Annotated in this window: 20 protein-coding genes; 15 read left to right on the forward strand and 5 right to left on the reverse strand. The window is 44.6% G+C overall.

The annotated features are described in order from the left end of the window. Window positions 1–199: 199 nt before the first annotated feature. The 4 genes from fabD to lysM all read left to right on the forward strand — a co-directional run bounded on the left by fabD (window position 200) and on the right by lysM (window position 2,918). On the forward strand, window positions 200–1,186 hold the full coding sequence (gene fabD / locus HGD77_RS03795) for an ACP S-malonyltransferase (RefSeq protein WP_138742765.1): 987 nt from the start codon (window positions 200–202) through the stop codon (window positions 1,184–1,186). Further along, window positions 1,183–1,917: a 3-oxoacyl-ACP reductase FabG gene (gene fabG / locus HGD77_RS03800; protein WP_138742764.1), complete on the forward strand. Its 735-nt coding sequence runs from the start codon at window positions 1,183–1,185 to the stop codon at window positions 1,915–1,917. Before fabD ends, fabG begins: the two co-directional genes overlap by 4 nt. An 83-nt stretch (window positions 1,918–2,000) precedes the next feature. Further along, window positions 2,001–2,237 (forward strand): acyl carrier protein, encoded by a 237-nt coding sequence (acpP, locus tag HGD77_RS03805; protein ID WP_004646101.1) that lies wholly within the window; start codon window positions 2,001–2,003, stop codon window positions 2,235–2,237. Between the two features lie 186 nt (window positions 2,238–2,423). Further along, on the forward strand, window positions 2,424–2,918 hold the full coding sequence (gene lysM, locus HGD77_RS03810) for a peptidoglycan-binding protein LysM (protein ID WP_138742763.1): 495 nt from the start codon (window positions 2,424–2,426) through the stop codon (window positions 2,916–2,918). Between the two features lie 87 nt (window positions 2,919–3,005). On the opposite strand, the gene HGD77_RS03815 is transcribed toward lysM, so the two are convergent. Further along, window positions 3,006–3,473, reverse strand: coding sequence for an Lrp/AsnC ligand binding domain-containing protein (locus HGD77_RS03815; protein ID WP_004646102.1), 468 nt, complete (start codon window positions 3,471–3,473; stop codon window positions 3,006–3,008). A 140-nt stretch (window positions 3,474–3,613) separates the two neighbouring features. On the opposite strand from HGD77_RS03815, the gene HGD77_RS03820 reads away from it, so the two are divergent. The 4 genes from HGD77_RS03820 (at window position 3,614) to HGD77_RS03835 (ending at window position 8,041) form a co-directional block, all read left to right on the forward strand. Beyond that, window positions 3,614–4,873 (forward strand): D-amino acid dehydrogenase, encoded by a 1,260-nt coding sequence (locus HGD77_RS03820; protein ID WP_138742762.1) that lies wholly within the window; start codon window positions 3,614–3,616, stop codon window positions 4,871–4,873. A 34-nt stretch (window positions 4,874–4,907) separates the two neighbouring features. Further along, window positions 4,908–6,020: an alanine racemase gene (alr, locus tag HGD77_RS03825; protein WP_138742761.1), complete on the forward strand. Its 1,113-nt coding sequence runs from the start codon at window positions 4,908–4,910 to the stop codon at window positions 6,018–6,020. Window positions 6,021–6,068: 48 nt separating this feature from the next. Continuing rightward, on the forward strand, window positions 6,069–6,434 hold the full coding sequence (locus tag HGD77_RS03830; protein WP_138742760.1) for a RidA family protein: 366 nt from the start codon (window positions 6,069–6,071) through the stop codon (window positions 6,432–6,434). Window positions 6,435–6,613: 179 nt separating this feature from the next. Continuing rightward, the gene (locus HGD77_RS03835) at window positions 6,614–8,041 is read left to right on the forward strand and encodes an amino acid permease (RefSeq protein WP_138742759.1); all 1,428 of its coding nucleotides are present in this window, start codon (window positions 6,614–6,616) and stop codon (window positions 8,039–8,041) included. Window positions 8,042–8,097: 56 nt separating this feature from the next. Here HGD77_RS03835 and HGD77_RS03840 read toward each other — a convergent pair whose 3' ends face one another. Beyond that, window positions 8,098–8,550 carry a CopD family protein gene (locus HGD77_RS03840; RefSeq protein WP_004279237.1) on the reverse strand — a complete coding sequence of 151 codons (453 nt, stop codon included), beginning with the start codon at window positions 8,548–8,550 and terminating at the stop codon, window positions 8,098–8,100. A gap of 23 nt (window positions 8,551–8,573) precedes the next feature. Next, on the reverse strand, window positions 8,574–9,803 hold the full coding sequence (locus tag HGD77_RS03845) for a beta-ketoacyl synthase N-terminal-like domain-containing protein (protein WP_004730606.1): 1,230 nt from the start codon (window positions 9,801–9,803) through the stop codon (window positions 8,574–8,576). A 273-nt stretch (window positions 9,804–10,076) separates the two neighbouring features. Between HGD77_RS03845 and HGD77_RS03850 the strand changes: the two genes are divergently transcribed. From HGD77_RS03850 to rimI, 7 genes are all read left to right on the forward strand, one after another. Next, window positions 10,077–11,561 (forward strand): EcsC family protein, encoded by a 1,485-nt coding sequence (locus HGD77_RS03850; RefSeq protein WP_138742758.1) that lies wholly within the window; start codon window positions 10,077–10,079, stop codon window positions 11,559–11,561. Between the two features lie 156 nt (window positions 11,562–11,717). Continuing rightward, entirely contained in the window at window positions 11,718–12,092 is a 375-nt protein-coding gene (gene rpsL / locus HGD77_RS03855; RefSeq protein WP_002050319.1) for a 30S ribosomal protein S12, read from the forward strand. Between the two features lie 180 nt (window positions 12,093–12,272). After that, window positions 12,273–12,743, forward strand: a complete 471-nt coding sequence (rpsG, locus tag HGD77_RS03860; RefSeq protein WP_004279240.1) for a 30S ribosomal protein S7 — start codon at window positions 12,273–12,275, stop codon at window positions 12,741–12,743. Between the two features lie 128 nt (window positions 12,744–12,871). Beyond that, a complete protein-coding gene (gene fusA, locus HGD77_RS03865; protein WP_071851492.1) occupies window positions 12,872–15,007 on the forward strand; it encodes an elongation factor G in 2,136 nt (711 codons plus the stop codon). Between the two features lie 92 nt (window positions 15,008–15,099). Then, window positions 15,100–16,290, forward strand: coding sequence for an elongation factor Tu (gene tuf, locus HGD77_RS03870; RefSeq protein ID WP_004646112.1), 1,191 nt, complete (start codon window positions 15,100–15,102; stop codon window positions 16,288–16,290). A 223-nt stretch (window positions 16,291–16,513) separates the two neighbouring features. Continuing rightward, the gene (locus HGD77_RS03875; protein WP_004646113.1) at window positions 16,514–17,395 is read left to right on the forward strand and encodes a metal-dependent hydrolase; all 882 of its coding nucleotides are present in this window, start codon (window positions 16,514–16,516) and stop codon (window positions 17,393–17,395) included. A 105-nt stretch (window positions 17,396–17,500) separates the two neighbouring features. After that, window positions 17,501–17,959: a ribosomal protein S18-alanine N-acetyltransferase gene (gene rimI, locus HGD77_RS03880; protein ID WP_138742927.1), complete on the forward strand. Its 459-nt coding sequence runs from the start codon at window positions 17,501–17,503 to the stop codon at window positions 17,957–17,959. Window positions 17,960–17,974: 15 nt separating this feature from the next. Here rimI and HGD77_RS03885 read toward each other — a convergent pair whose 3' ends face one another. Both HGD77_RS03885 and aat read right to left on the reverse strand, forming a co-directional pair. Next, window positions 17,975–18,790, reverse strand: coding sequence for an arginyltransferase (locus tag HGD77_RS03885; RefSeq protein WP_138742928.1), 816 nt, complete (start codon window positions 18,788–18,790; stop codon window positions 17,975–17,977). Between the two features lie 21 nt (window positions 18,791–18,811). Then, a complete protein-coding gene (gene aat, locus HGD77_RS03890) occupies window positions 18,812–19,543 on the reverse strand; it encodes a leucyl/phenylalanyl-tRNA--protein transferase (protein WP_138742929.1) in 732 nt (243 codons plus the stop codon). Between the last annotated feature and the right edge of the window lie 87 nt (window positions 19,544–19,630).

Raw genomic sequence — 19,630 nt, forward strand, 5'->3', positions numbered from 1 at the left:
TTGGTAGAAAAAATGGGAGCATTTAGCTCCCTTTTTTTTGTCTTTGATTTTTAGGCGTATCGGTTTTTTGTTGTATTTGGCAATTACCGCCAGCAAAATTACATGCTAAATTGCGCTCCACAATGATTTAGGTGGTCTTATTGGTCAGTCTTCTTGTTAGGATTGAAGAAGCACACCTCTTGAATGAAAGGATTTTATTATGTCTGCTACACCACTCGAACAAGCAGCGCCCGTAACTAAAACTGCATTTGTGTTTCCGGGTCAGGGCTCACAAAAAGCTGGTATGCTGGCTGAGCTTGCAGAACAGTTTGCGAGTATTCGCGAGACATTTGCAGAAGCATCTGAAGCCGTCGGTTTTGATCTGTGGCAGATTGCGCAAACTGGCGAAGGTCTGGATCAAACCGAATTTACCCAGCCGGTATTGCTGACTGCAAGTATTGCCTTATGGCGCGTGTGGTTGGAATCTGGCGGTGTAGCACCGAAATATCTTGCAGGCCATTCACTGGGTGAATACAGCGCACTGGTTGCATCAGGTGCTTTAAGCTTGGGTGATGCTGCGAAGCTAGTGAACTTGCGTGGCAAACTCATGCAGACTGCTGTATCTCAGGGTGTGGGTGCGATGGCTGCCATTTTGGGTCTGGACGATGCCAAAGTGATTGAGCTGTGTGCACAAGCAACTGCAGCAGGCGAAGGTTCTGTCGAAGCGGCGAACTACAATGCGCAAGGGCAGGTTGTCGTTGCAGGCAATAAAGATCGCGTTGAAGCAGTGATGGCATTGGCCAAAGAAAACGGCGGAAAAGCCATTGCATTGCCAGTATCGGTTCCATCGCATTGTTCATTGATGAAACCTGCTGCTGAACAGTTTGCTCCGGCATTGGAACAAACCGCCATTGAGCTGCCACGCATTCCTGTATTACAAAATGTAGGCGCGCAAGCGGCAACCAATGTAGATGAATTGCGTCAGGCGTTGACCGCGCAACTTTATGAGTCAGTACAATGGACCAAAACCTTACAATACCTTCAAGATGAAGGCATTGAGTACATCGTAGAATGTGGTCCGGGTAATGTATTGACCAACTTGGCGAAACGCTTGCCGAATATTCAAAAAGCACTTCCACTGGACAGTCAATCCCGTCTGGAAGATGCATTAAACACCGTATTGGCGGCAGAAGGGAAAAGTGCATGACACAGGAACGTAAAGTTGCTCTGGTAACAGGTGCAAGTCGTGGTATTGGTGCTGCGATCGCACAACAGTTGATTCAAGACGGTTATTTTGTCATAGGTACTGCAACGTCTGAAGCAGGTGCGGAAAAATTATCTGCACAGTTTGCTGAAAATGGTGCTGGAAGAGTACTAGATGTACGTGACGGTGCTGCGATTGATGCGCTGGTAACGGACATTGAACAGAACTATGGTCCAGTCCTTGCGTTGGTCAATAATGCTGGTATTACCAAAGACAATTTGCTGCTGCGTATGTCTGAAGATGACTGGGATGATATTTTAAATATTCACCTGAAAGCAGTTTACCGTTTGTCTAAGCGTGTACTCAAAGGCATGACCAAGGCGCGTTTCGGTCGCATCATCAACATCAGCTCTGTGGTGGCACACTTTGCCAACCCGGGGCAGGCCAACTATTCTGCTGCCAAAGCCGGAATTGAAGCATTTAGCCGTAGCCTTGCCAAAGAAATGGGTAGCCGTCAGATTACGGTTAACTCGGTCGCACCAGGCTTTATTGCAACTGAAATGACGGAACAGTTAAGCGAAGAAATTCGTAAAAAGATGACTGAGCAGGTGGCATTAAACCGTTTAGGTGATCCGCAGGATATCGCAAATGCCGTAAGTTTCTTGGCTTCGGATAAAGCCAGTTACATTACTGGTACAGTTATGCATGTAAATGGGGGCTTATACATGAGCTAAGCTCAAGTATAAACTTTCCAAATTTTTTAGATTCAATTAAACTAACGGCATTAAAAACGCCACAAGCAATGAGGAGAATTCCTGTGAGCGATATCGAACAACGTGTTAAGCAAGCAGTTGCAGAACAACTTGGTATCAAAATCGAAGAGATTAAAAACGAAGCATCTTTCATGGATGACTTAGGTGCAGATTCTCTAGATCTAGTTGAACTTGTTATGTCTTTCGAAAATGATTTTGACATCACGATTCCTGATGAAGATTCTAACGAAATCACAACTGTTCAATCTGCAATTGACTACGTTTCTAAGAAACTGGGTTAATCGCCGATTTCAGCTTTGCTGAACATAAAGACCACCCTTGAGGTGGTTTTTTTTGTGTCTGCTTTTCACATGAATAGAAGTTTTACAATCCATTACCTTTCTGTCACCAATGACTAACTATCTTTCTAGAGCTTTCATTATAAAAATAAGAGTGATGTGACATTAACAACAAGAATGGAGTCCACTATGGGTCTTTTTGATTTTGTAAAAGGTATCGGTAGGAAGAATACAGCTGCTGCGGAACCACAGGCTGCACCTACAACGACAACGCCGGCTGCAGCACAACCTGCAGAGCCTTCTGCTCAGGAAGTAGCAAATAAATTACTCGGCCATGTGAAAAGTCTGGGCCTTCCGATCACTGGTTTATCCATCAGTTATAACTCCGCTTCGGATCTGGCGACGGTTAGAGGTCAGGTACAAAGCCAGGCCGATCGTGAAAAGATTGTTTTGGCCGTGGGTAATATTGATCATGTCGCAAAAGTGGATGATCAGCTTACGGTAAGCAGTCCTGAGCCGGAAAGTAAGTTCTACACGGTGAAATCAGGTGACAGTCTGTCAAAAATCTCAAAAGAATTTTATGGTGATACCAATCAGTATAATAAGATTTTTGAAGCTAATCGTCCCTTGCTCAAAGATGCAGATGATATTTTCCCGGGACAGGTACTCCGCATTCCTGCTTAAGGTTTAATAAGTTCAATCAATGTTCGATCTCAAAGCCCCGTTTGGGGCTTTGTTGTTTCTGCCAGTAGCTTTAAAAAGCCATCATTACTAAATACCCAAGTCCAGATATAAACTTTCTTTAACTTCTTCCATCACCACATAACTGTGCGAGGAGGCAGAGGCAGGCAATTTTTTCAGTAAATCCCCCAGTAAACGGCGATAAGCACTCATTTCTTTTAAACGTGCTTTGACCAGATAATCAAAATCACCAGAAATTAAATGGCATTCCAGTACTTCTGGAATCTCAGTTAGATTACGTGCCACCTGATCAAAGACATCACCTGATTTGGCGGAGAGTTTGATTTCCAGAAAAACCAGCAGGTTGCGCTCCAGCATTTCCGGATTTAAACGGGCGTAATAGCCCATGATAATGCCTTCGCGCTCTAGCCGTTTTACCCGTTCTGAACAGGGCGTGGTCGATAGATTGACGCGTGCTGCAAGTTCGCTAATGGCAATCCGGCCATCGCGTTGCAGGATATCCAGAATCATGCGATCAATGCGGTCTAATTTGCGCATCAATATTTCCCTCTTTTTTTTAATTCTGCCCGAAAAAATATTTATTCCACTGAATATATAGTCTGAATATAGTGAATTTAACTATTAAAGCAAAAATATACTAGTGAAATAAACTAAAAAGATGTTTGAGGGTTAAGGTAATGCGCGTATTGGTTTTAGGTAGTGGTGTGATTGGTGTGGCAAGCGCTTACTATCTGGCGCAGCAGGGAGCAACCGTGACTGTGTTGGATCGTCAGGCAGGTCCGGCGCAAGAAACCAGCTTCGGTAATGCCGGGCAGATTTCTCCAGGATATTCGACCCCTTGGGCTGCACCAGGTATTCCATTTAAGGCAGTCAAATGGATGTTTCAGCATCATGCACCGTTGGCGATTAATGTCGATGGCAGCCTGTGGCAATTGCAGTGGATGGCACAAATGCTGAAAAACTGTAATGCCCAGCATTATGCAGTCAATAAAGAACGGATGGTGCGTGTGGCTGAATACAGCCGTGACTGTTTACGTAATTTGCGCCGTGATATTGGCATCTCTTATGAAAACCGCGCGAAAGGTACTTTGCAGATTTTCCGTAAAGATGCGCAGCTGGATGCAGTTCAGCGCGATATCGAAGTTCTGAAGGAAACTGGAGTTGAGTTTGAACTGCTGGATCGCGATGGACTGGCGCGTGTAGAACCGGCATTGGCACAGGCAAAAGACAAACTGGTGGGTGGTCTGCATTTACCCAATGATGAAACAGGTGACTGCTATCTGTTTACCAATGCCCTGGCAGAACATGCCAAAGGGATGGGTGTAGAGTTTAAGTTTAATCAAAACGTTGAAAAGCTGATTGTAGAAGGTGACCAGATCAAAGGTGTTATGGTCAATGGTCAGGTGCTCACAGCAGATAAATATGTGCTGGCCTTTGGTAGTTATTCACGTGATTTCCTTAAACCGCTTGAACTGAATTTGCCGGTATATCCAGTAAAAGGTTATTCATTAACCATTCCTATTCTAGATCCAGCCTTCGCTCCGCAATCTACCGTGCTGGATGAAACCTATAAAATTGCAATCACCCGTTTCGACCAGCGCATCCGCGTAGGGGGAATGGCTGAACTGAGCGGTTTTAACTTGGGTCTGAATGAAGACCGTCGTGGCACGTTGGAAATGGTGACCCGTGATTTATTCCCGGGGGGTGACATGAATCAGGCCAGCTTCTGGACAGGCCTGCGTCCAATGACCCCGGACAGTACGCCAATTATTGGGAAAACCCGTTTTAAAAACCTGTTCCTGAATACTGGACATGGCACGCTGGGTTGGACCATGGCCTGCGGTTCAGGGAAATTAATCAGCGATCTGGTCTTGGCCCGTGATCCTGAAATTAGTACCGAAGGATTGTCATTGGCGCGCTATCACCACGCGGCTTAGAGCCATCTGAGGCGGAATATTCAAGGAGGAATGTATGCCACGTCCGATTACTGCAATTATCCATCAACAGGCGCTTGCGCATAATTTAAGTGTGGCGCGCCAATGTATGCCCAATAGTCAGGTATTTGCCGTGGTCAAGGCCAATGCCTATGGGCACGGGATTGAGCGCGTTTATACAGCACTTCAGGACGCAGATGGATTTGCCTTTCTGGATATCGGGGAGGGTACGCGGCTACGTGCGCTGGGATGCAAGAAGCCGTTGCTATTGCTCGAAGGTGTTTTTGCTCTAGCGGATTTATTCGAATGTGCGAAGCATGGAATGAGCTTTGCCATTCATTCCTCGCATCAAGTGCAATGGTTGAAACAGTTTGCCGAAATAGTGCCAGATGCACAGTTTGATGTGTTTTTGAAAATGAACAGCGGTATGAACCGGCTGGGTTTTGAGCCGCAGCAATATGCAGAGATCTGGCAGGAACTGCATCAGCTAAATAATGTCCGTTCCATAACCCATATGACTCATTTCTCCGATGCGGATGGCAAGCGTTTTGGACAGGACGGGATTCAGCATCAAAACCTGATTTTTAGCCAGACCATTCAGGGGCTTGAAGGTAAAACATCACTCAGCAATAGCGCAGCCATTCTGCGGCATCATCAAACCCTCCATTCCGATATCGTACGTAGCGGCATCATGCTTTATGGTAGTTCGCCAGATTATCCAACACACACGATTCAAGACTGGAATTTGCAACCGAGCATGAGCTTACGCAGTGAAATTATCGCCATTCAAATGATCCAGGCAGGTCAGAGCATTGGCTATGGTTCCAAATTTATTGCCACACAGGATATGCGGATCGGGATTGTGGCCTGTGGTTATGCGGATGGTTATCAACGGTTATCGGCGACCGGTACGCCCGTGCTGGTCGATTCAATCAAAACACAGACATTGGGTCGAATCAGTATGGATATGCTGGCGGTAGACCTGACTGCGCTGCCGCACGCAGATATAGGTAGTGAAGTGGTACTTTGGGGCCAATCTTCCCAAGGTGTGGTTTTGCCGATTGATGACGTGGCGGCCAGTTCAGGCACCATCGGCTATGAGCTGATGTGTGCGGTGACCGCTCGGGTTCATTTCCAGATTGACGCTTAAATTTTTAATTTAAATTTTATTTAAATATCCCAAACAAGGAAGATCGACATGACACAGGCAAATACAGCCATTCAGCGACTCAACAGCAATCAAATCATGAGTGCGGTGACGATTCATCAGCAAACCGTGTATCTATCGGGTCAGGTGCCGAATAGCACGGATCTGGATGTACGCGGACAAACACTGGAAGTCTTTGCAAAAATTGAGGAATTGCTCGCATTGGCAAATACCGATAAAAGCCGGCTGCTTTCTGCACAATTATTTGTCAAGCATCTGGATGATTTTGCTACCGTGAACCAGCTTTGGGTGGAATGGTTACAAGGCCATGGTACGCCGGCACGTGCCACGATTCAGGCAGATTTGGTCAATCCGGACTGGCTGATTGAAATTGCAGTTATTGCAGTTCAAGCTTAATTGAATTTTTGATATTGAAATCTCCCCTGCAATAATTCAGCTGGTTTGAGGGCGGTAAATCTCACTGAACAGTCGAGTAAAAAGCAGTAAAAAGTATGAAAATGTCATAATAAGCGTTCGAGGACTGAACGTTGTAAATTCAGCTTGATGCTGTTGTAAAGATTAAAAAGGATGTAAAAATGAAAACCACCCCGGGCACAGAAGACGTAAAATCGTCGCCGCATGAGTTGCAACGAAAACTCTCTAACCGACATTTGCAGTTAATCGCCATTGGTGGCTGTATCGGTACCGGCCTGTTTATGGGATCGGGAAAAACCATCTCCCTGGCAGGTCCTTCAATTTTGATCATTTATATGATCATTGGTGGCATGTTCTTCTTCCTGATGCGTGCGTTGGGTGAAATGCTGCTGTCCAATCTGCATTACAAATCCTTTATTGATATGGCCCATGACCTGATCGGGCCGGGTGCTGGCTATTATATTGGTTGGTCATACTGGCTGGGTTGGGTGCTGGTAGGGATTGCCGATCTCGCGGCGATTATTAACTACTTGAGTTTCTGGCTGCCCGAAGGCATGGCTTTTACCCCGATGGGGCAGGCGATGATTAGTGTGGGTTGTGTGCTGTTTATTCTCGCGATTAACCTGGTGACGGTCAAACTGTTTGGTGAGATTGAATTCTGGTTTGCACTAATCAAGATTTTAGCCATCCTTGGTTTGATCTTTGTCGGTGGTTATATGGTGTTTAGCGGCTTTCAGGCACCGAGTGGCGCCGTCGCCAGCTTTAGTAATGTCTGGGCACATGGTGGCTTATTTCCCAAAGGCTTTACTGGTTTTCTGGCAGGTTTCCAGATTGCCATGTTTGCCTTTGTCGGGGTGGAACTGCTCGGTACGATGGCGGCAGAAACCAAAGATCCAGAAAAGAATTTACCCAAAGCGGTCAATGCCATTCCTACGCGTATCATTCTGTTCTATGTATTGTCATTGCTGATGATCATGTCGGTTACACCATGGCATTTGATTCCTGCGGATCAAAGTCCATTTGTGAGTTTGTTCCTGTATGCCGGTATTCCAACTTCAGCCATTATCATGAACCTGGTGGTATTGTCATCAGTGATGTCCTCTATGAACAGTGGCGTATTCTCGACCAGCCGTATGTTGTTTGGTCTTGCACGTGATGGACAGGCACCTCAAGCTTTGGCGCGGTTATCTAGTCGGGCTGTACCAGCCACGGGGTTGTTTTTCTCCTGTGCTTTTATTATGTTGGGGGCAGCATTTCAGTATTTCGTACCAAACACCATGGAAGCTTTTACTCTGGCGAGTTCGCTGTGTGTGATTCTGTTTATTAGTATCTGGAGCATCATCATGGTGTGCTATATCCGTTATCGTAAGCAGCAACCGCAAAAGCATGCAGCTTCGACCTTTAAGATGCCGGGTGGAGTAGGGATGTCTTATGTGGTATTGGCATTCCTGTTATTCGCCTTGATTATTCTGAGTCTGGAACCCGATACCTTAAAGGCTCTGATGATCAGTCCTTTATGGTTGATTATTCTGGCAGTGACCTATCGTTTGCTGTATAAGCCGCGTATGCGTCAGCGTGGTAATCCTTAAATATTCAGACATAAAAAATCCCCGACTGATCGGGGATTTTTTATTTAGCAGGTGAATTAGAAAGTAGGTTTAACTACCACTAAAATTACCACGGCAAATAAGATCAGGGTTGGCATCTCATTAAAATAACGCCAAAACTTGTGTGACTTGTAATGTGCATTATCAATCAGCTTCTTGCGGTAATAACCACACACTAGATGGTAAATCACCAATAAACCGACCAGGCCGACTTTAAGGTAAAACCATAAGGCTTCATGATAGTGACGCGTTGCATCACCCCAATCCACCAAAAAGTGCGCCGTAATCAAGGTAGCCAACATGGCTGGCCACATGATGCCACGGTACAGCTTACGTTCCATGACTTCAAAGCGTTGATGACTGACGGCATCTTCGCTCATGGCATGGTAAACATACAGCCGTGGCAAGTAGAACAAAGCCGCGAACCAGCAAACCACTGCAATAATATGTAATGCTTTTACCCACAAGAAAGCATCAGAAGGAGCATCCATCAAGTCACCCTAAATTGGGCAGCTTAGCCTTCCCATTTTTTGAAAATGAGACAAGCATTTACGCCGCCGAAACCGAAACTGTTACTCATCACAGTATTCAATTTTGCGTCACGTTTTTCAAGCACGATATCAAACGGTTTCGCGCCTTCATCTAGCTCGGTCACGTTGATGTTTGGCGCAATAAAGTCATTTTGCATCATCAGAACCGAATAAATCGCTTCCTGAACACCAGCAGCACCCAGACTGTGACCCGTCATTGACTTGGTTGAGCTTAATGGAGGAACCTGACCTTCACCGAAAGCACGTTCCATTGCTTTAAGTTCTGTGATGTCACCCGCTGGAGTAGAAGTACCATGTGTATTTACATAGTCAATTTTATCGACACCGTGTTGTTTGGCTTCTTCTAAAGCCATCAGTACGCAACGTGTTGCACCTTCACCAGATGGTGCAACCATATCAGCACCATCACTGTTTGCAGCATAACCAACCACTTCAGCTAAGATATTTGCGCCACGCGCTTGCGCATGTTCCAAAGACTCAAGGATCACAAAACCACCACCACCGGCAATCACGAAACCGTCACGGTCTGCAGAATAAGGGCGTGATGCTGTTTCAGGGCTGTCATTGTATTTAGAGCAAAGTGCGCCCATCGCATCAAACAACAAGCTTTGTGACCAGTGATCTTCTTCACCGCCACCTGCCAGCATTAAATCTTGTTTACCGAGTTGAATCAGGTTGTAGGCATAACCGATGGCATCGGCAGAGGTTGCACATGCACTGGTAATGGTATGCGCCACGCCTTGTAATTTGAATGCAACGCCAACGTTAGCCGTAATGGTGTTGGTCATATTACGTGGTACAAAGAAAGGACCGACTTTACGCGCACCTTTGGTTTGCAATAATTCGTTCATTTCAATAACAGAAGCAGTTGAACCGCCACCTGAACCACCCGCGATACCATAGCGTGGGTTGCCAGCTAGATCTTCAACCTTTAAACCTGCATGTTCAACCGCAGCAAGAGCTGAGTTATATGCATACATCGCACATACACCCATAAAGCGTTTCAGTTTGCGGTCGATCCCATCGAAATCCTGCTCGGCTGCAGCACTGACATGACTTTTGAAATTGAGTTCAGCATAAGTCGGATTAAAACGTGTTCCTGAAATCCCGTTTTGTAAAGAATGGTTTACATCCTCTAATGTATTACCAATACATGAGTTAATACCCATGCCAGTGATGACAACACGTTTCATCTACAGATCCTTATAGTTTGCTCTATGCTCAGCGGCAGATATCTGGGTTTTAAAATCGCCCAATCCAGCGCTTAGCCTTATTTCATGATGGGGAACATGATAGCAGAAAGACTTTTGAAATCTTATGGCAAATGTTATGCCGTGTGACAGTCGGTTGAGTTTGTGAGTCGGCATGTAGGGGTTTTACTAAATGAAACAGAATAAAGTTGAGATAAACGCTGACTACACCTAGTATTTATACCAAATACAAGCACATGAATGCTGAGGTAAAAAATGGTAAATGCTAATAATAAACAATCTAATGGTCTGATTTCGAATGCCTTTGGAGTGGCGAAAAAGTTCAGTTCAACCGGATTGGATTTGTTGAATCATGTTGCGCCGGATTCGGTGACTAAAGCGCTGAAGCCTTCTAACTCCGATCAGGTGATTGACGGTTCGGCGAAGACGAAAAGCGCTTTTTCAGCTAAAAAATATGATAATCCTCAGCAAATGCTTCGCGAGCATCTTCCAAATGTCTCTCGTCAACTTCTCGGGCGCCGCTTTAATACCGTGAATAATGTCGCGCATTTTGTTTCTCCAGACTTAACCGAAAAAGTGTCTAACTACTTTTATGAGCGTCTGAATCAATTTAGTAATCAAACCAGTTCGGTTGATGCCATTCTGAATGAAGCTGGAGCGAAAGATTTAGAAGAATTGACTCAGGACGTCGACCGATCCAAGCGAATTTCACAGGCTTTAGGTGAACAAAACAAATGGATTGCGACGGTTCAGGGTGCAGTGAGTGGTGCTTCAGGGATGCTTGGCACCGCGATTGATATTCCCGCTTCTTTACTGATGGCGTTGCGTACCATTTATCAAGTCGGTCGCTCTTATGGTTTTGACCTGAGCAAAGAAGATGATCAGGAAATCGTCCAGCATATCTTTAGACAGATTGACCTGAGCCTGATTGCGGAAAAACAGACCTTGTTATTGGGTTTAAAAGCTTTAAGTAATACACTTAAAACTCATGATATCTCGCAGTTACAAGCCATGCTAGGTTCTGATAATGATGTCAGCGCCATCAAGCAATGGTTAAGTCGTCATGAGGGAGAGGCTAAATGGGAATGGATGAATCATCTGCCAAAAATTTCGATTCTGGAGCGATTAACCAAACTGACGCCTCTGGCGAGTGCTGGTATTGGCGCTGTATATAGCCATCGTTTTGTCGAGGATGTAAATCAGAAAGCTCAGGAAGCATTCTCGCATGCACGTCAATACCTGATTCAGCATCAGGATTCGCAATTGTCTCCTTATGCTGCCTATGAAAAAGCAGCCAGTTTGTTACAACAGGCAACTCCGAAACTCCTAAATGGTGCCTCTCACGAAGTTGAGCTTTCGAAAGATAAGCCGATCATGGATAAAGATATTGCGATTGAAGGCAATAACACGATTACCCAAGTCAAGCTGGTCAAAAAAGAGCAGAATGATCTAAGCTCTGAAGAAGCAGAAGTGAAGAAAGATGAAAAGGTGAGTGAAGGGCTGGAGGCGCTTAACGATGAGTTGGTTGAACCTGCGGTAGATAAGCAGTCGCAACAACCCGCTTTAACCAAAACTTCATTTGATCCGGAAATCGAAGCTGAACTGCATCCAGAAGCTGCTGACGAGGCAGAGGCTGCTACGGAAACTTCACAGCAGGTTGCAGAGGATCAAGAAAACTCGGAAACTAAATCTGAAGCTCAAGACGTGACCAAAAAAGCTGGTAAAAATTCAAAAAAATAAGCGAATTTTGAAGGTAAATAAAAGCAAGCAAATGTCGTGAGAAACGGCATTTGCTTGGCTTGAGTAGGTTGACCAATTTTGCATCTTGAATTACAATTGCATGCCCTCAAAAAGTAGTAGTTTTTTGGGGCTTTTTATTAACGGGAGAATTGCCAAATGGCAACAACAAATCAGTTGATCCGCAAGGGTCGTACGACTTTAGTTGAAAAATCTAAAGTTCCTGCGTTGAAGGCTTGTCCACAGCGCCGTGGTGTTTGTACACGTGTTTACACAACTACACCTAAAAAACCTAACTCAGCAATGCGTAAAGTTTGCCGTGTTCGCTTAACTTCAGGTTTCGAAGTTTCTAGCTACATCGGTGGTGAAGGCCATAACCTACAAGAGCACAGTGTTGTTCTTATCCGTGGTGGTCGTGTTAAAGACTTACCAGGTGTACGTTACCATACCGTTCGTGGTTCTTTAGACTGTGCTGGTGTTAAAGATCGTAACCAGTCTCGTTCTAAATACGGTACTAAACGTCCTAAGAAATAATTCGTTAAGAATTAAATTTTAAGAACGTAGAACCGCAATCCTTTATCGTCTCGCTTGTCTGATTTCTGCATTAATTTTGTGAAAATTCCAAGCGACGTATAGTAAGGCCAGCGAGTAGTACATGACACTTTGTACTCATGCTGGATAAACCTGAAGTGTCATCTTTATAGGTAGTTTAAAATGCCAAGACGTCGCGTAGTCGCTGCTCGTGAAATCCTTCCGGATCCTAAGTTCAGCAGCCAAACAATCGCTAAATTCATGAACCACGTAATGCAAGATGGTAAAAAATCTATTGCTGAAAGTATCGTTTACGGTGCTTTAGACCGCGTTCAAGAAAAATCTAAAGTAGACCCAGTTGAATTTTTCGAGACTACTCTTGAAAAAGTTCGTCCTATGGTCGAAGTAAAAGCACGCCGTGTTGGTGGTGCTACATACCAAGTTCCTATGGAAGTACGCCCATCCCGTCGTACTGCTCTAGCGATGCGTTGGTTAGTAGATGCTGCTGCTAAGCGTTCTGAAAAAACTATGGCTTTACGTCTTGCTGGCGAGTTGCTTGATGCATCTGAAGGCAAAGGCGCTGCGGTTAAGAAACGTGAAGATGTGCACCGTATGGCTGAAGCCAACAAAGCATTCTCTCACTACCGTTTCTAAGCAGATAAAACAGGCCCTATTCAGGAGGGTGATAAGACCGTCATGGTTCTGTCACCAAAGCGCTTTAAGTTGCTATGCAGCTTAAAGCGTCCTGTTTTAAACAACAAAATTTAGGAATGCAAGAAATCATGGCACGTCAAACCCCAATTTCTCGTTACCGTAATATTGGTATTTCTGCGCACATTGATGCTGGTAAAACCACGACTACAGAACGTATTTTGTTCTACACAGGTGTATCTCACAAAATCGGTGAAGTGCATGATGGTGCAGCAACAATGGACTGGATGGAACAGGAGCAGGAACGTGGTATTACCATTACTTCTGCTGCGACAACTACATTCTGGTCAGGTATGTCTAAGCAATTCCCTGAACACCGTATCAACGTAATTGATACCCCGGGACACGTTGACTTCACGATCGAAGTTGAGCGTTCTATGCGTGTTCTTGACGGTGCATGTATGGTTTACTGTGCTGTAGGTGGTGTTCAGCCGCAGTCAGAAACTGTATGGCGTCAAGCGAACAAATACCAAGTACCTCGTTTAGCATTCGTGAACAAGATGGACCGTACAGGTGCAAACTTCTTCCGTGTTGTTGAGCAAATGAAAACTCGTTTAGGCGCTTCTCCAGTGCCAATCGTTGTACCAATCGGCGCTGAAGAAAACTTCCAAGGCGTTATCGACTTAATCGAAATGAAAGCGATCATTTGGGATGAAGCATCTCAAGGTATGCAGTTCGAATATGGCGAGATTCCAGCTGAGCTAGTTGATACTGCTACTGAATGGCGTACTAACATGGTGGAAGCGGCTGCAGAAGCTTCTGAAGAACTCATGGACAAGTACTTGGAAGAAGGCGATCTTTCTAAAGAAGATATCATTGCTGGTCTACGTGTCCAAACTTTGGCTTGTCAAATTCAACCGATGCTTTGTGGTACAGCATTCAAAAACAAAGGTGTTCAACGTATGTTGGATGCTGTAATTGAATTCTTGCCGTCGCCTACAGAAGTTAAAGCGATCGAAGGTGTTCTTGACGATAAAGCTGAAACTAAAGCGATTCGTGAAGCATCTGACGAAGCTCCGTTCTCCGCACTTGCGTTCAAAATTATGAACGACAAGTTCGTGGGTAACTTGACATTCGTACGTGTTTATTCTGGTGTACTTAAACAAGGTGACTCTGTTTATAACCCAGTGAAAGCTAAGCGTGAACGTATCGGCCGTATCGTGCAAATGCACGCGAACGATCGTCAAGACGTTGAAGAAATTCGTGCGGGTGACATCGCGGCATGTGTAGGTCTTAAAGATGTAACTACAGGTGATACACTTTGTGATGAGAAAAATGTCATCACACTTGAGCGTATGGAATTCCCAGAGCCAGTAATTGCATTGGCTGTTGAACCAAAAACTAAAGCTGACCAAGAAAAAATGTCAATCGCTTTAGGGCGTTTAGCTAAGGAAGATCCATCATTCCGCGTTCGTACAGACGAAGAATCAGGTCAAACGATTATTGCTGGTATGGGTGAGCTTCACCTTGACATCATTGTTGACCGTATGAAGCGTGAATTCGGTGTTGAAGCTAACATTGGTAAGCCAATGGTTTCTTACCGTGAAACGATCAAAAAGTCTGTTGAGCAAGAAGGTAAATTCGTACGTCAAACAGGTGGTAAGGGTAAATTCGGTCACGTATATGTACGTTTAGAACCGATGGATCCTGAGTCTGAAAAAGATTACGAATTCGTTGAAGAAGTTGTAGGTGGTGTTGTACCTAAAGAATTCTTCGGCGCGGTTGACAAAGGTATTCAAGAACGTATGAAGAATGGCGTTTTGGCTGGCTACCCAGTAGTTGGCATTAAAGCGACATTGTTTGATGGTTCTTACCATGACGTCGACTCTGACGAATTGTCGTTCAAAATGGCGGGTTCTTATGCCTTCCGTGATGGTTTCATGAAAGCGGATCCTATCCTTCTTGAACCGATCATGAAAGTTGAAGTAGAAACTCCAGAAGACTACATGGGCGATATCATGGGTGACTTAAACCGTCGTCGTGGTATGGTTCAGGGTATGGACGATCTTCCTGGTGGTACTAAAGCCATTCGTGCTGAAGTTCCATTGGCTGAGATGTTTGGTTACGCAACTTCTATGCGTTCTATGTCTCAAGGTCGTGCGACTTATTCTATGGAATTTGCTAAATATGCTGAAACTCCACGTAACGTGGCTGAAGGCATCATTTCTAAGTTCCAATCTGGCGGTAAAAAAGGTGACGACGAGTAATCTTTCGATTACTATAAGCCCAAACTAATTCATAGTTAAACCCAAGTGCTCATGCAGTGATCCTGCATGAGTAGTTTAAAAAGGAAGATCTCATGGCTAAGGCTAAGTTTGAACGTAATAAGCCACACGTTAACGTGGGCACAATTGGTCACGTTGACCATGGTAAAACAACTTTAACAGCTGCAATTGCAACTGTATGTGCGAAGAAATTCGGTGGCGAAGCGAAAGACTACGCTGCAATCGACTCTGCACCAGAAGAAAAAGCACGTGGTATTACAATTAATACTTCACACGTAGAATACGATTCTCCAACTCGTCACTACGCTCACGTAGACTGCCCGGGCCACGCCGATTATGTTAAAAACATGATTACTGGTGCTGCTCAGATGGACGGCGCGATCCTTGTATGTGCTGCGACTGATGGTCCTATGCCACAGACTCGTGAACACATCCTGCTTTCTCGTCAGGTAGGTGTACCTTACATCGTTGTATTCTTGAACAAATGCGACCTTGTAGACGACGAAGAGCTTCTTGAACTAGTTGAAATGGAAGTTCGTGAACTTCTTTCTACTTACGACTTCCCGGGTGATGACACTCCAGTGATCCGTGGTTCTGCTCTTCTTGCGCTTAACGGTGATGACAGCCAATACGGCGAGCCAGCGGTAGTTGCGCTTGTTGAAGCACTTGACTCTTACATTCCAGAGCCAGAGCGTGCAATTGACCTTCCATTCCTTATGCCAATTGAAGACGTATTCTCAATCTCTGGTCGTGGTACAGTAGTAACTGGCCGTGTTGAGACTGGTATCGTTAAAGTAGGTGAGTCTGTAGAAATCGTTGGTATCCGTGATACTCAAACTACTACAGTAACCGGCGTAGAAATGTTCCGTAAACTTCTTGACGAAGGTCGTGCGGGCGAGAACTGTGGTGTTCTTCTTCGTGGTACTAAGCGTGAAGACGTACAACGTGGTCAAGTATTGACTAAACCAGGTGCGATCAAGCCACACACTAAATTCGATGCGGAAGTATACGTACTTTCTAAAGAAGAAGGTGGTCGTCACACTCCATTCCTTAACGGTTACCGTCCACAGTTCTACTTCCGTACTACGGACGTAACTGGTGCGATCGCGCTTAAAGAAGGCGTGGAAATGGTTATGCCTGGTGACAACGTTGAGATGTCAGTAGAGCTAATCCACCCGATCGCAATGGACCCAGGTCTACGTTTTGCGATCCGTGAAGGCGGTCGTACAGTTGGTGCTGGTGTAGTTGCTAAAGTAACTGCATAATCGCTGATTGTGTAAGAAAAGCGCCTCTTTGAGGCGCTTTTTTTTGATTTAACCTTTTATAAAACTAAGAATAAATTGTCTGACAATGATTTTAAAAGCTGTCCTTATCTGATATCGGCTTGACCTAAACTGCACTTATGTAAAAAAAATTACCACGTAATATACAGATAAGAATATGAATATTACATTTTCGGGCCTGGATTAGCCTGATGGGAGTGGTCACATGAATGCGAAAGTAAATATTACCAATCGTGCGGGTGCAAGTTTTCCAGTTCGTCGTATGAACTTTGATTTTGATGCTGTACCGGAATATTGGATGAATGGTTCAGCAGGTCTCACTCATTTTATGACCGCATTATCTGCGCTATTTCCAGCAGGTGAAAAGTTTTTTATAGATTCAGTCCGCGCGGTACGTAACCATCCTGCAATTGCCAATAATGAAGCATTACAAAAAGAAATTTCTGCTTTTATTGGTCAGGAAGCCATGCATACTCACGAGCATATCGGCTTTAATGCTTCTGCGCAAAAACATGGGCATGATGTCGAGACGCTTGATCGTTATACCGATAAAGTCATTCAAACGACACGTAAAGTCATGGCTAAACTGGGTAAGCCTGTGGGAATTACCCAAGAAATGGTAGATTTGACTGCAACTACGGCACTTGAGCATTTCACTGCAACCATTGCCTCACAGCTTTTGACCAATAGCCACATTCAGGAATTGATGACAGATGAAACCATGAAAACCATGTGGTTATGGCATGCTATCGAGGAAAATGAACATAAGGCAGTTGCACATGATGTCTTTGAAGGAGTTTTTGGCAAAGGCCTAAAAGCCTATGCACTGCGTACTTCATCCTTGGTCATCGCAATGGCAACCTTATTTGTGGTGCAAAGCTATTTCCTCGCCCGTTTGCTTAAACAGGATCAGCAGTTTAATCTTGAGTCCTTAAAAGCCATTTATACCTATGCCTATAGTCCTTCTAAAGGTGTCATTACCGGTATGGCGAAAGAAATGCTGATGTATTTTAAACCGGGATTCCATCCGAATGATCATTATACAGATCAACTGTTGGCGACCTGGAAAGCCAAATTGGGTCTGTGACAGAACTGAAGATTGGAGAGCGACTAAAATCGCTCTTTTTTTTGCTCGATTTTTTGGATGAAGTTTCTATAATGCGAAGGTTGATTCTATATAAGATGAACGAAGATGATTCGTTTAATGCAAGCAGTGGATGTAGAAGCCGTGGCAAAGATTGAAAGGTCGGTTCAATCACATCCCTGGACTTTAAAACAGTTCCAAGATGCTGTAACGGCTTATCAAAGTACCGTGATTGAAGTGCAAGGGCAGGTGGCCGGATTTTGTATTCTACAACCGGTGCTGGACGAAGCCAATTTATTGCTCATGGCAATTGATCCAGCACAGCAAGGCCAGGGCTTGGGCTATCAGTTGCTGGAGGCTTCAGTGGCCATGCTAAAAAATAATCCGGTGCAGATTTTCCTGGAAGTGCGCGAGAGTAATCTGGCTGCGATCAAGCTATATGAAAAATCAGGATTTCATCAGATTGATCTGCGCAAGAATTATTATCCTAACAGTAACGGAAGCCGTGAACATGCCATCATTATGGTGAAAGCATGTACAGATGATTTTGCTAGTCTATTTAAATAATACAAACTGACGACTTTATTTAATAATCTGGTGATTCCATCCGCTGGGTAAGGTCGTCATTAATGAGTTTCCCAAGTGCTGAATCTCCGCCTCAGTGAGTGCATGGTTCAGGCGTCGCCATTGTCCATCGATCAAGAGTTCCAGTGGTAGATACTGAGATTTGTAATTCATTTTGCTAGAGTGCGGCACCCAATATCCCAGATAGATAAATTGCAAGCCCAGCTTTTGTGCATGTTCAATCTGTTTCAAGATTGCAAAAGCACCGAGTGAACGACGATTTTCATCCGGATCAAAGAAGGTATAAACGGCAGAGATGCCATCATCCAGCAGGTCGCAAGTGGAAACGCTGATTAGACGCTCACCTTGCCATAATTCTAGAAAGAAGCTGTCGGTGCAGCTTTGCAATAAAAATTTTTCGAACTGATCCCGGGTGGGTGGGAACATATCGCCATCTGCGTGGCGTTCATTGATATAGCGTTCATACAGCGCATAATGTAGGTCCCCGGCGTGGTCTGGACTGGTAATTTTTATCACCAGATCCTGATTACGTTTCCAGGCTTTTTTTTGTGAACTGTTCATGCGGAATTCAGCAACAGGCACACGCGAAGACAGACATTGACGACACAGATGACATTCGGGGCGATACACGAAATCACCACTGCGACGGAAACCGGTACGTGACAGTTCCGATAAAGTGACTACATCAATTCGATGTGCGGGATCCAGAAAAACCATGCGCGCCGACTTGTTGGGCAGATAGCTGCAATCATGCGGCGGCGTAATATAATACTGTAAATCGTTCAGTAGGGCCTTTGGCTGATAAGAGTTCATAACAACTACCCTCTGTTATTTTCATTCACTTAAGCGCGCGTTTTGCGCTATTGTTTTACTTGAAAATACACCTTCCTGATACTTTTTCCAATCAATCGCAGGCTTTTTTACAATATCTTGTAAAGAATTAAGATAAGCTTGGCGAGAAAGTGTGCAGGCACCTAGGCTTAAAAGATGATCGTTGACCAGTTGGCAGTCGATCCAGGGTAGTTTATTTTCCTGTCCAATCAGCATTAAGGTATAGAAAGCCATTTTAGAAACATCGGTTTGCGTACTAAACATAGATTCACCAAAACAGCCTTGACCGATGGTCACACCATAAAGTCCACCGACGACGCGATCTTCATCCCAGACCTCAATGCTATAGCCATATCCTGCGTCGAACATGTCGCAATAGCCTGCGATAATATCTTCACTGATCCAGGTATCGTCTGCATAAGCACGAGGCAATGAACAGGAACGAATCACTCTTTCAAAAGCATGATTGACCGTAATTTTATAGTCCTGCTTTTTCATATTACGTAGCAGGGATTTGCTCGGATGATAATCTTCGGGGCGAATAATGCAGCGTGGTTCCGGACTCCACCAGCAAATCGGATCACCTTCTGAAAACCAGGGAAATAATCCATGCGTATAAGCTTCAAAAAGTGTGGAAGGGGAGAGGTCTGCACCAATACAAATCAGTCCTTCACCTTCAGGATCAATCTCGATCGGATTGGGAAAAATGAATTCTGAGGGAGGAAGTAAAGACATGGCAGACCCAACATAAATCTATAGATAAATCATCATCTCATTCTAGCAATAAAAAAGCCGCCCATAATGGACGGCTTTTTTATTCTT

This window comes from Acinetobacter sp. NEB149, assembly GCF_012516415.1.
GTDB lineage: Bacteria > Pseudomonadota > Gammaproteobacteria > Pseudomonadales > Moraxellaceae > Acinetobacter > Acinetobacter lwoffii_V.

Coding starts and splice junctions, on each gene's coding strand:
- HGD77_RS03820 (WP_138742762.1), top strand. CDS start 3,614: ATGCGCGTATTGGTTTTAGGTAGTGGTGTGATTGGTGTGGCAAGCGCT.
- HGD77_RS03835 (WP_138742759.1), top strand. CDS start 6,614: ATGAAAACCACCCCGGGCACAGAAGACGTAAAATCGTCGCCGCATGAG.
- rpsL (WP_002050319.1), top strand. CDS start 11,718: ATGGCAACAACAAATCAGTTGATCCGCAAGGGTCGTACGACTTTAGTT.
- rimI (WP_138742927.1), top strand. CDS start 17,501: ATGATTCGTTTAATGCAAGCAGTGGATGTAGAAGCCGTGGCAAAGATT.
- HGD77_RS03885 (WP_138742928.1), bottom strand. CDS start 18,790: ATGAACTCTTATCAGCCAAAGGCCCTACTGAACGATTTACAGTATTAT.
- HGD77_RS03850 (WP_138742758.1), top strand. CDS start 10,077: ATGGTAAATGCTAATAATAAACAATCTAATGGTCTGATTTCGAATGCC.
- HGD77_RS03845 (WP_004730606.1), bottom strand. CDS start 9,803: ATGAAACGTGTTGTCATCACTGGCATGGGTATTAACTCATGTATTGGT.
- tuf (WP_004646112.1), top strand. CDS start 15,100: ATGGCTAAGGCTAAGTTTGAACGTAATAAGCCACACGTTAACGTGGGC.
- HGD77_RS03875 (WP_004646113.1), top strand. CDS start 16,514: ATGAATGCGAAAGTAAATATTACCAATCGTGCGGGTGCAAGTTTTCCA.
- HGD77_RS03815 (WP_004646102.1), bottom strand. CDS start 3,473: ATGCGCAAATTAGACCGCATTGATCGCATGATTCTGGATATCCTGCAA.
- lysM (WP_138742763.1), top strand. CDS start 2,424: ATGGGTCTTTTTGATTTTGTAAAAGGTATCGGTAGGAAGAATACAGCT.
- fabD (WP_138742765.1), top strand. CDS start 200: ATGTCTGCTACACCACTCGAACAAGCAGCGCCCGTAACTAAAACTGCA.
- HGD77_RS03840 (WP_004279237.1), bottom strand. CDS start 8,550: ATGGATGCTCCTTCTGATGCTTTCTTGTGGGTAAAAGCATTACATATT.
- fusA (WP_071851492.1), top strand. CDS start 12,872: ATGGCACGTCAAACCCCAATTTCTCGTTACCGTAATATTGGTATTTCT.
- aat (WP_138742929.1), bottom strand. CDS start 19,543: ATGTCTTTACTTCCTCCCTCAGAATTCATTTTTCCCAATCCGATCGAG.
- HGD77_RS03830 (WP_138742760.1), top strand. CDS start 6,069: ATGACACAGGCAAATACAGCCATTCAGCGACTCAACAGCAATCAAATC.
- rpsG (WP_004279240.1), top strand. CDS start 12,273: ATGCCAAGACGTCGCGTAGTCGCTGCTCGTGAAATCCTTCCGGATCCT.
- alr (WP_138742761.1), top strand. CDS start 4,908: ATGCCACGTCCGATTACTGCAATTATCCATCAACAGGCGCTTGCGCAT.
- fabG (WP_138742764.1), top strand. CDS start 1,183: ATGACACAGGAACGTAAAGTTGCTCTGGTAACAGGTGCAAGTCGTGGT.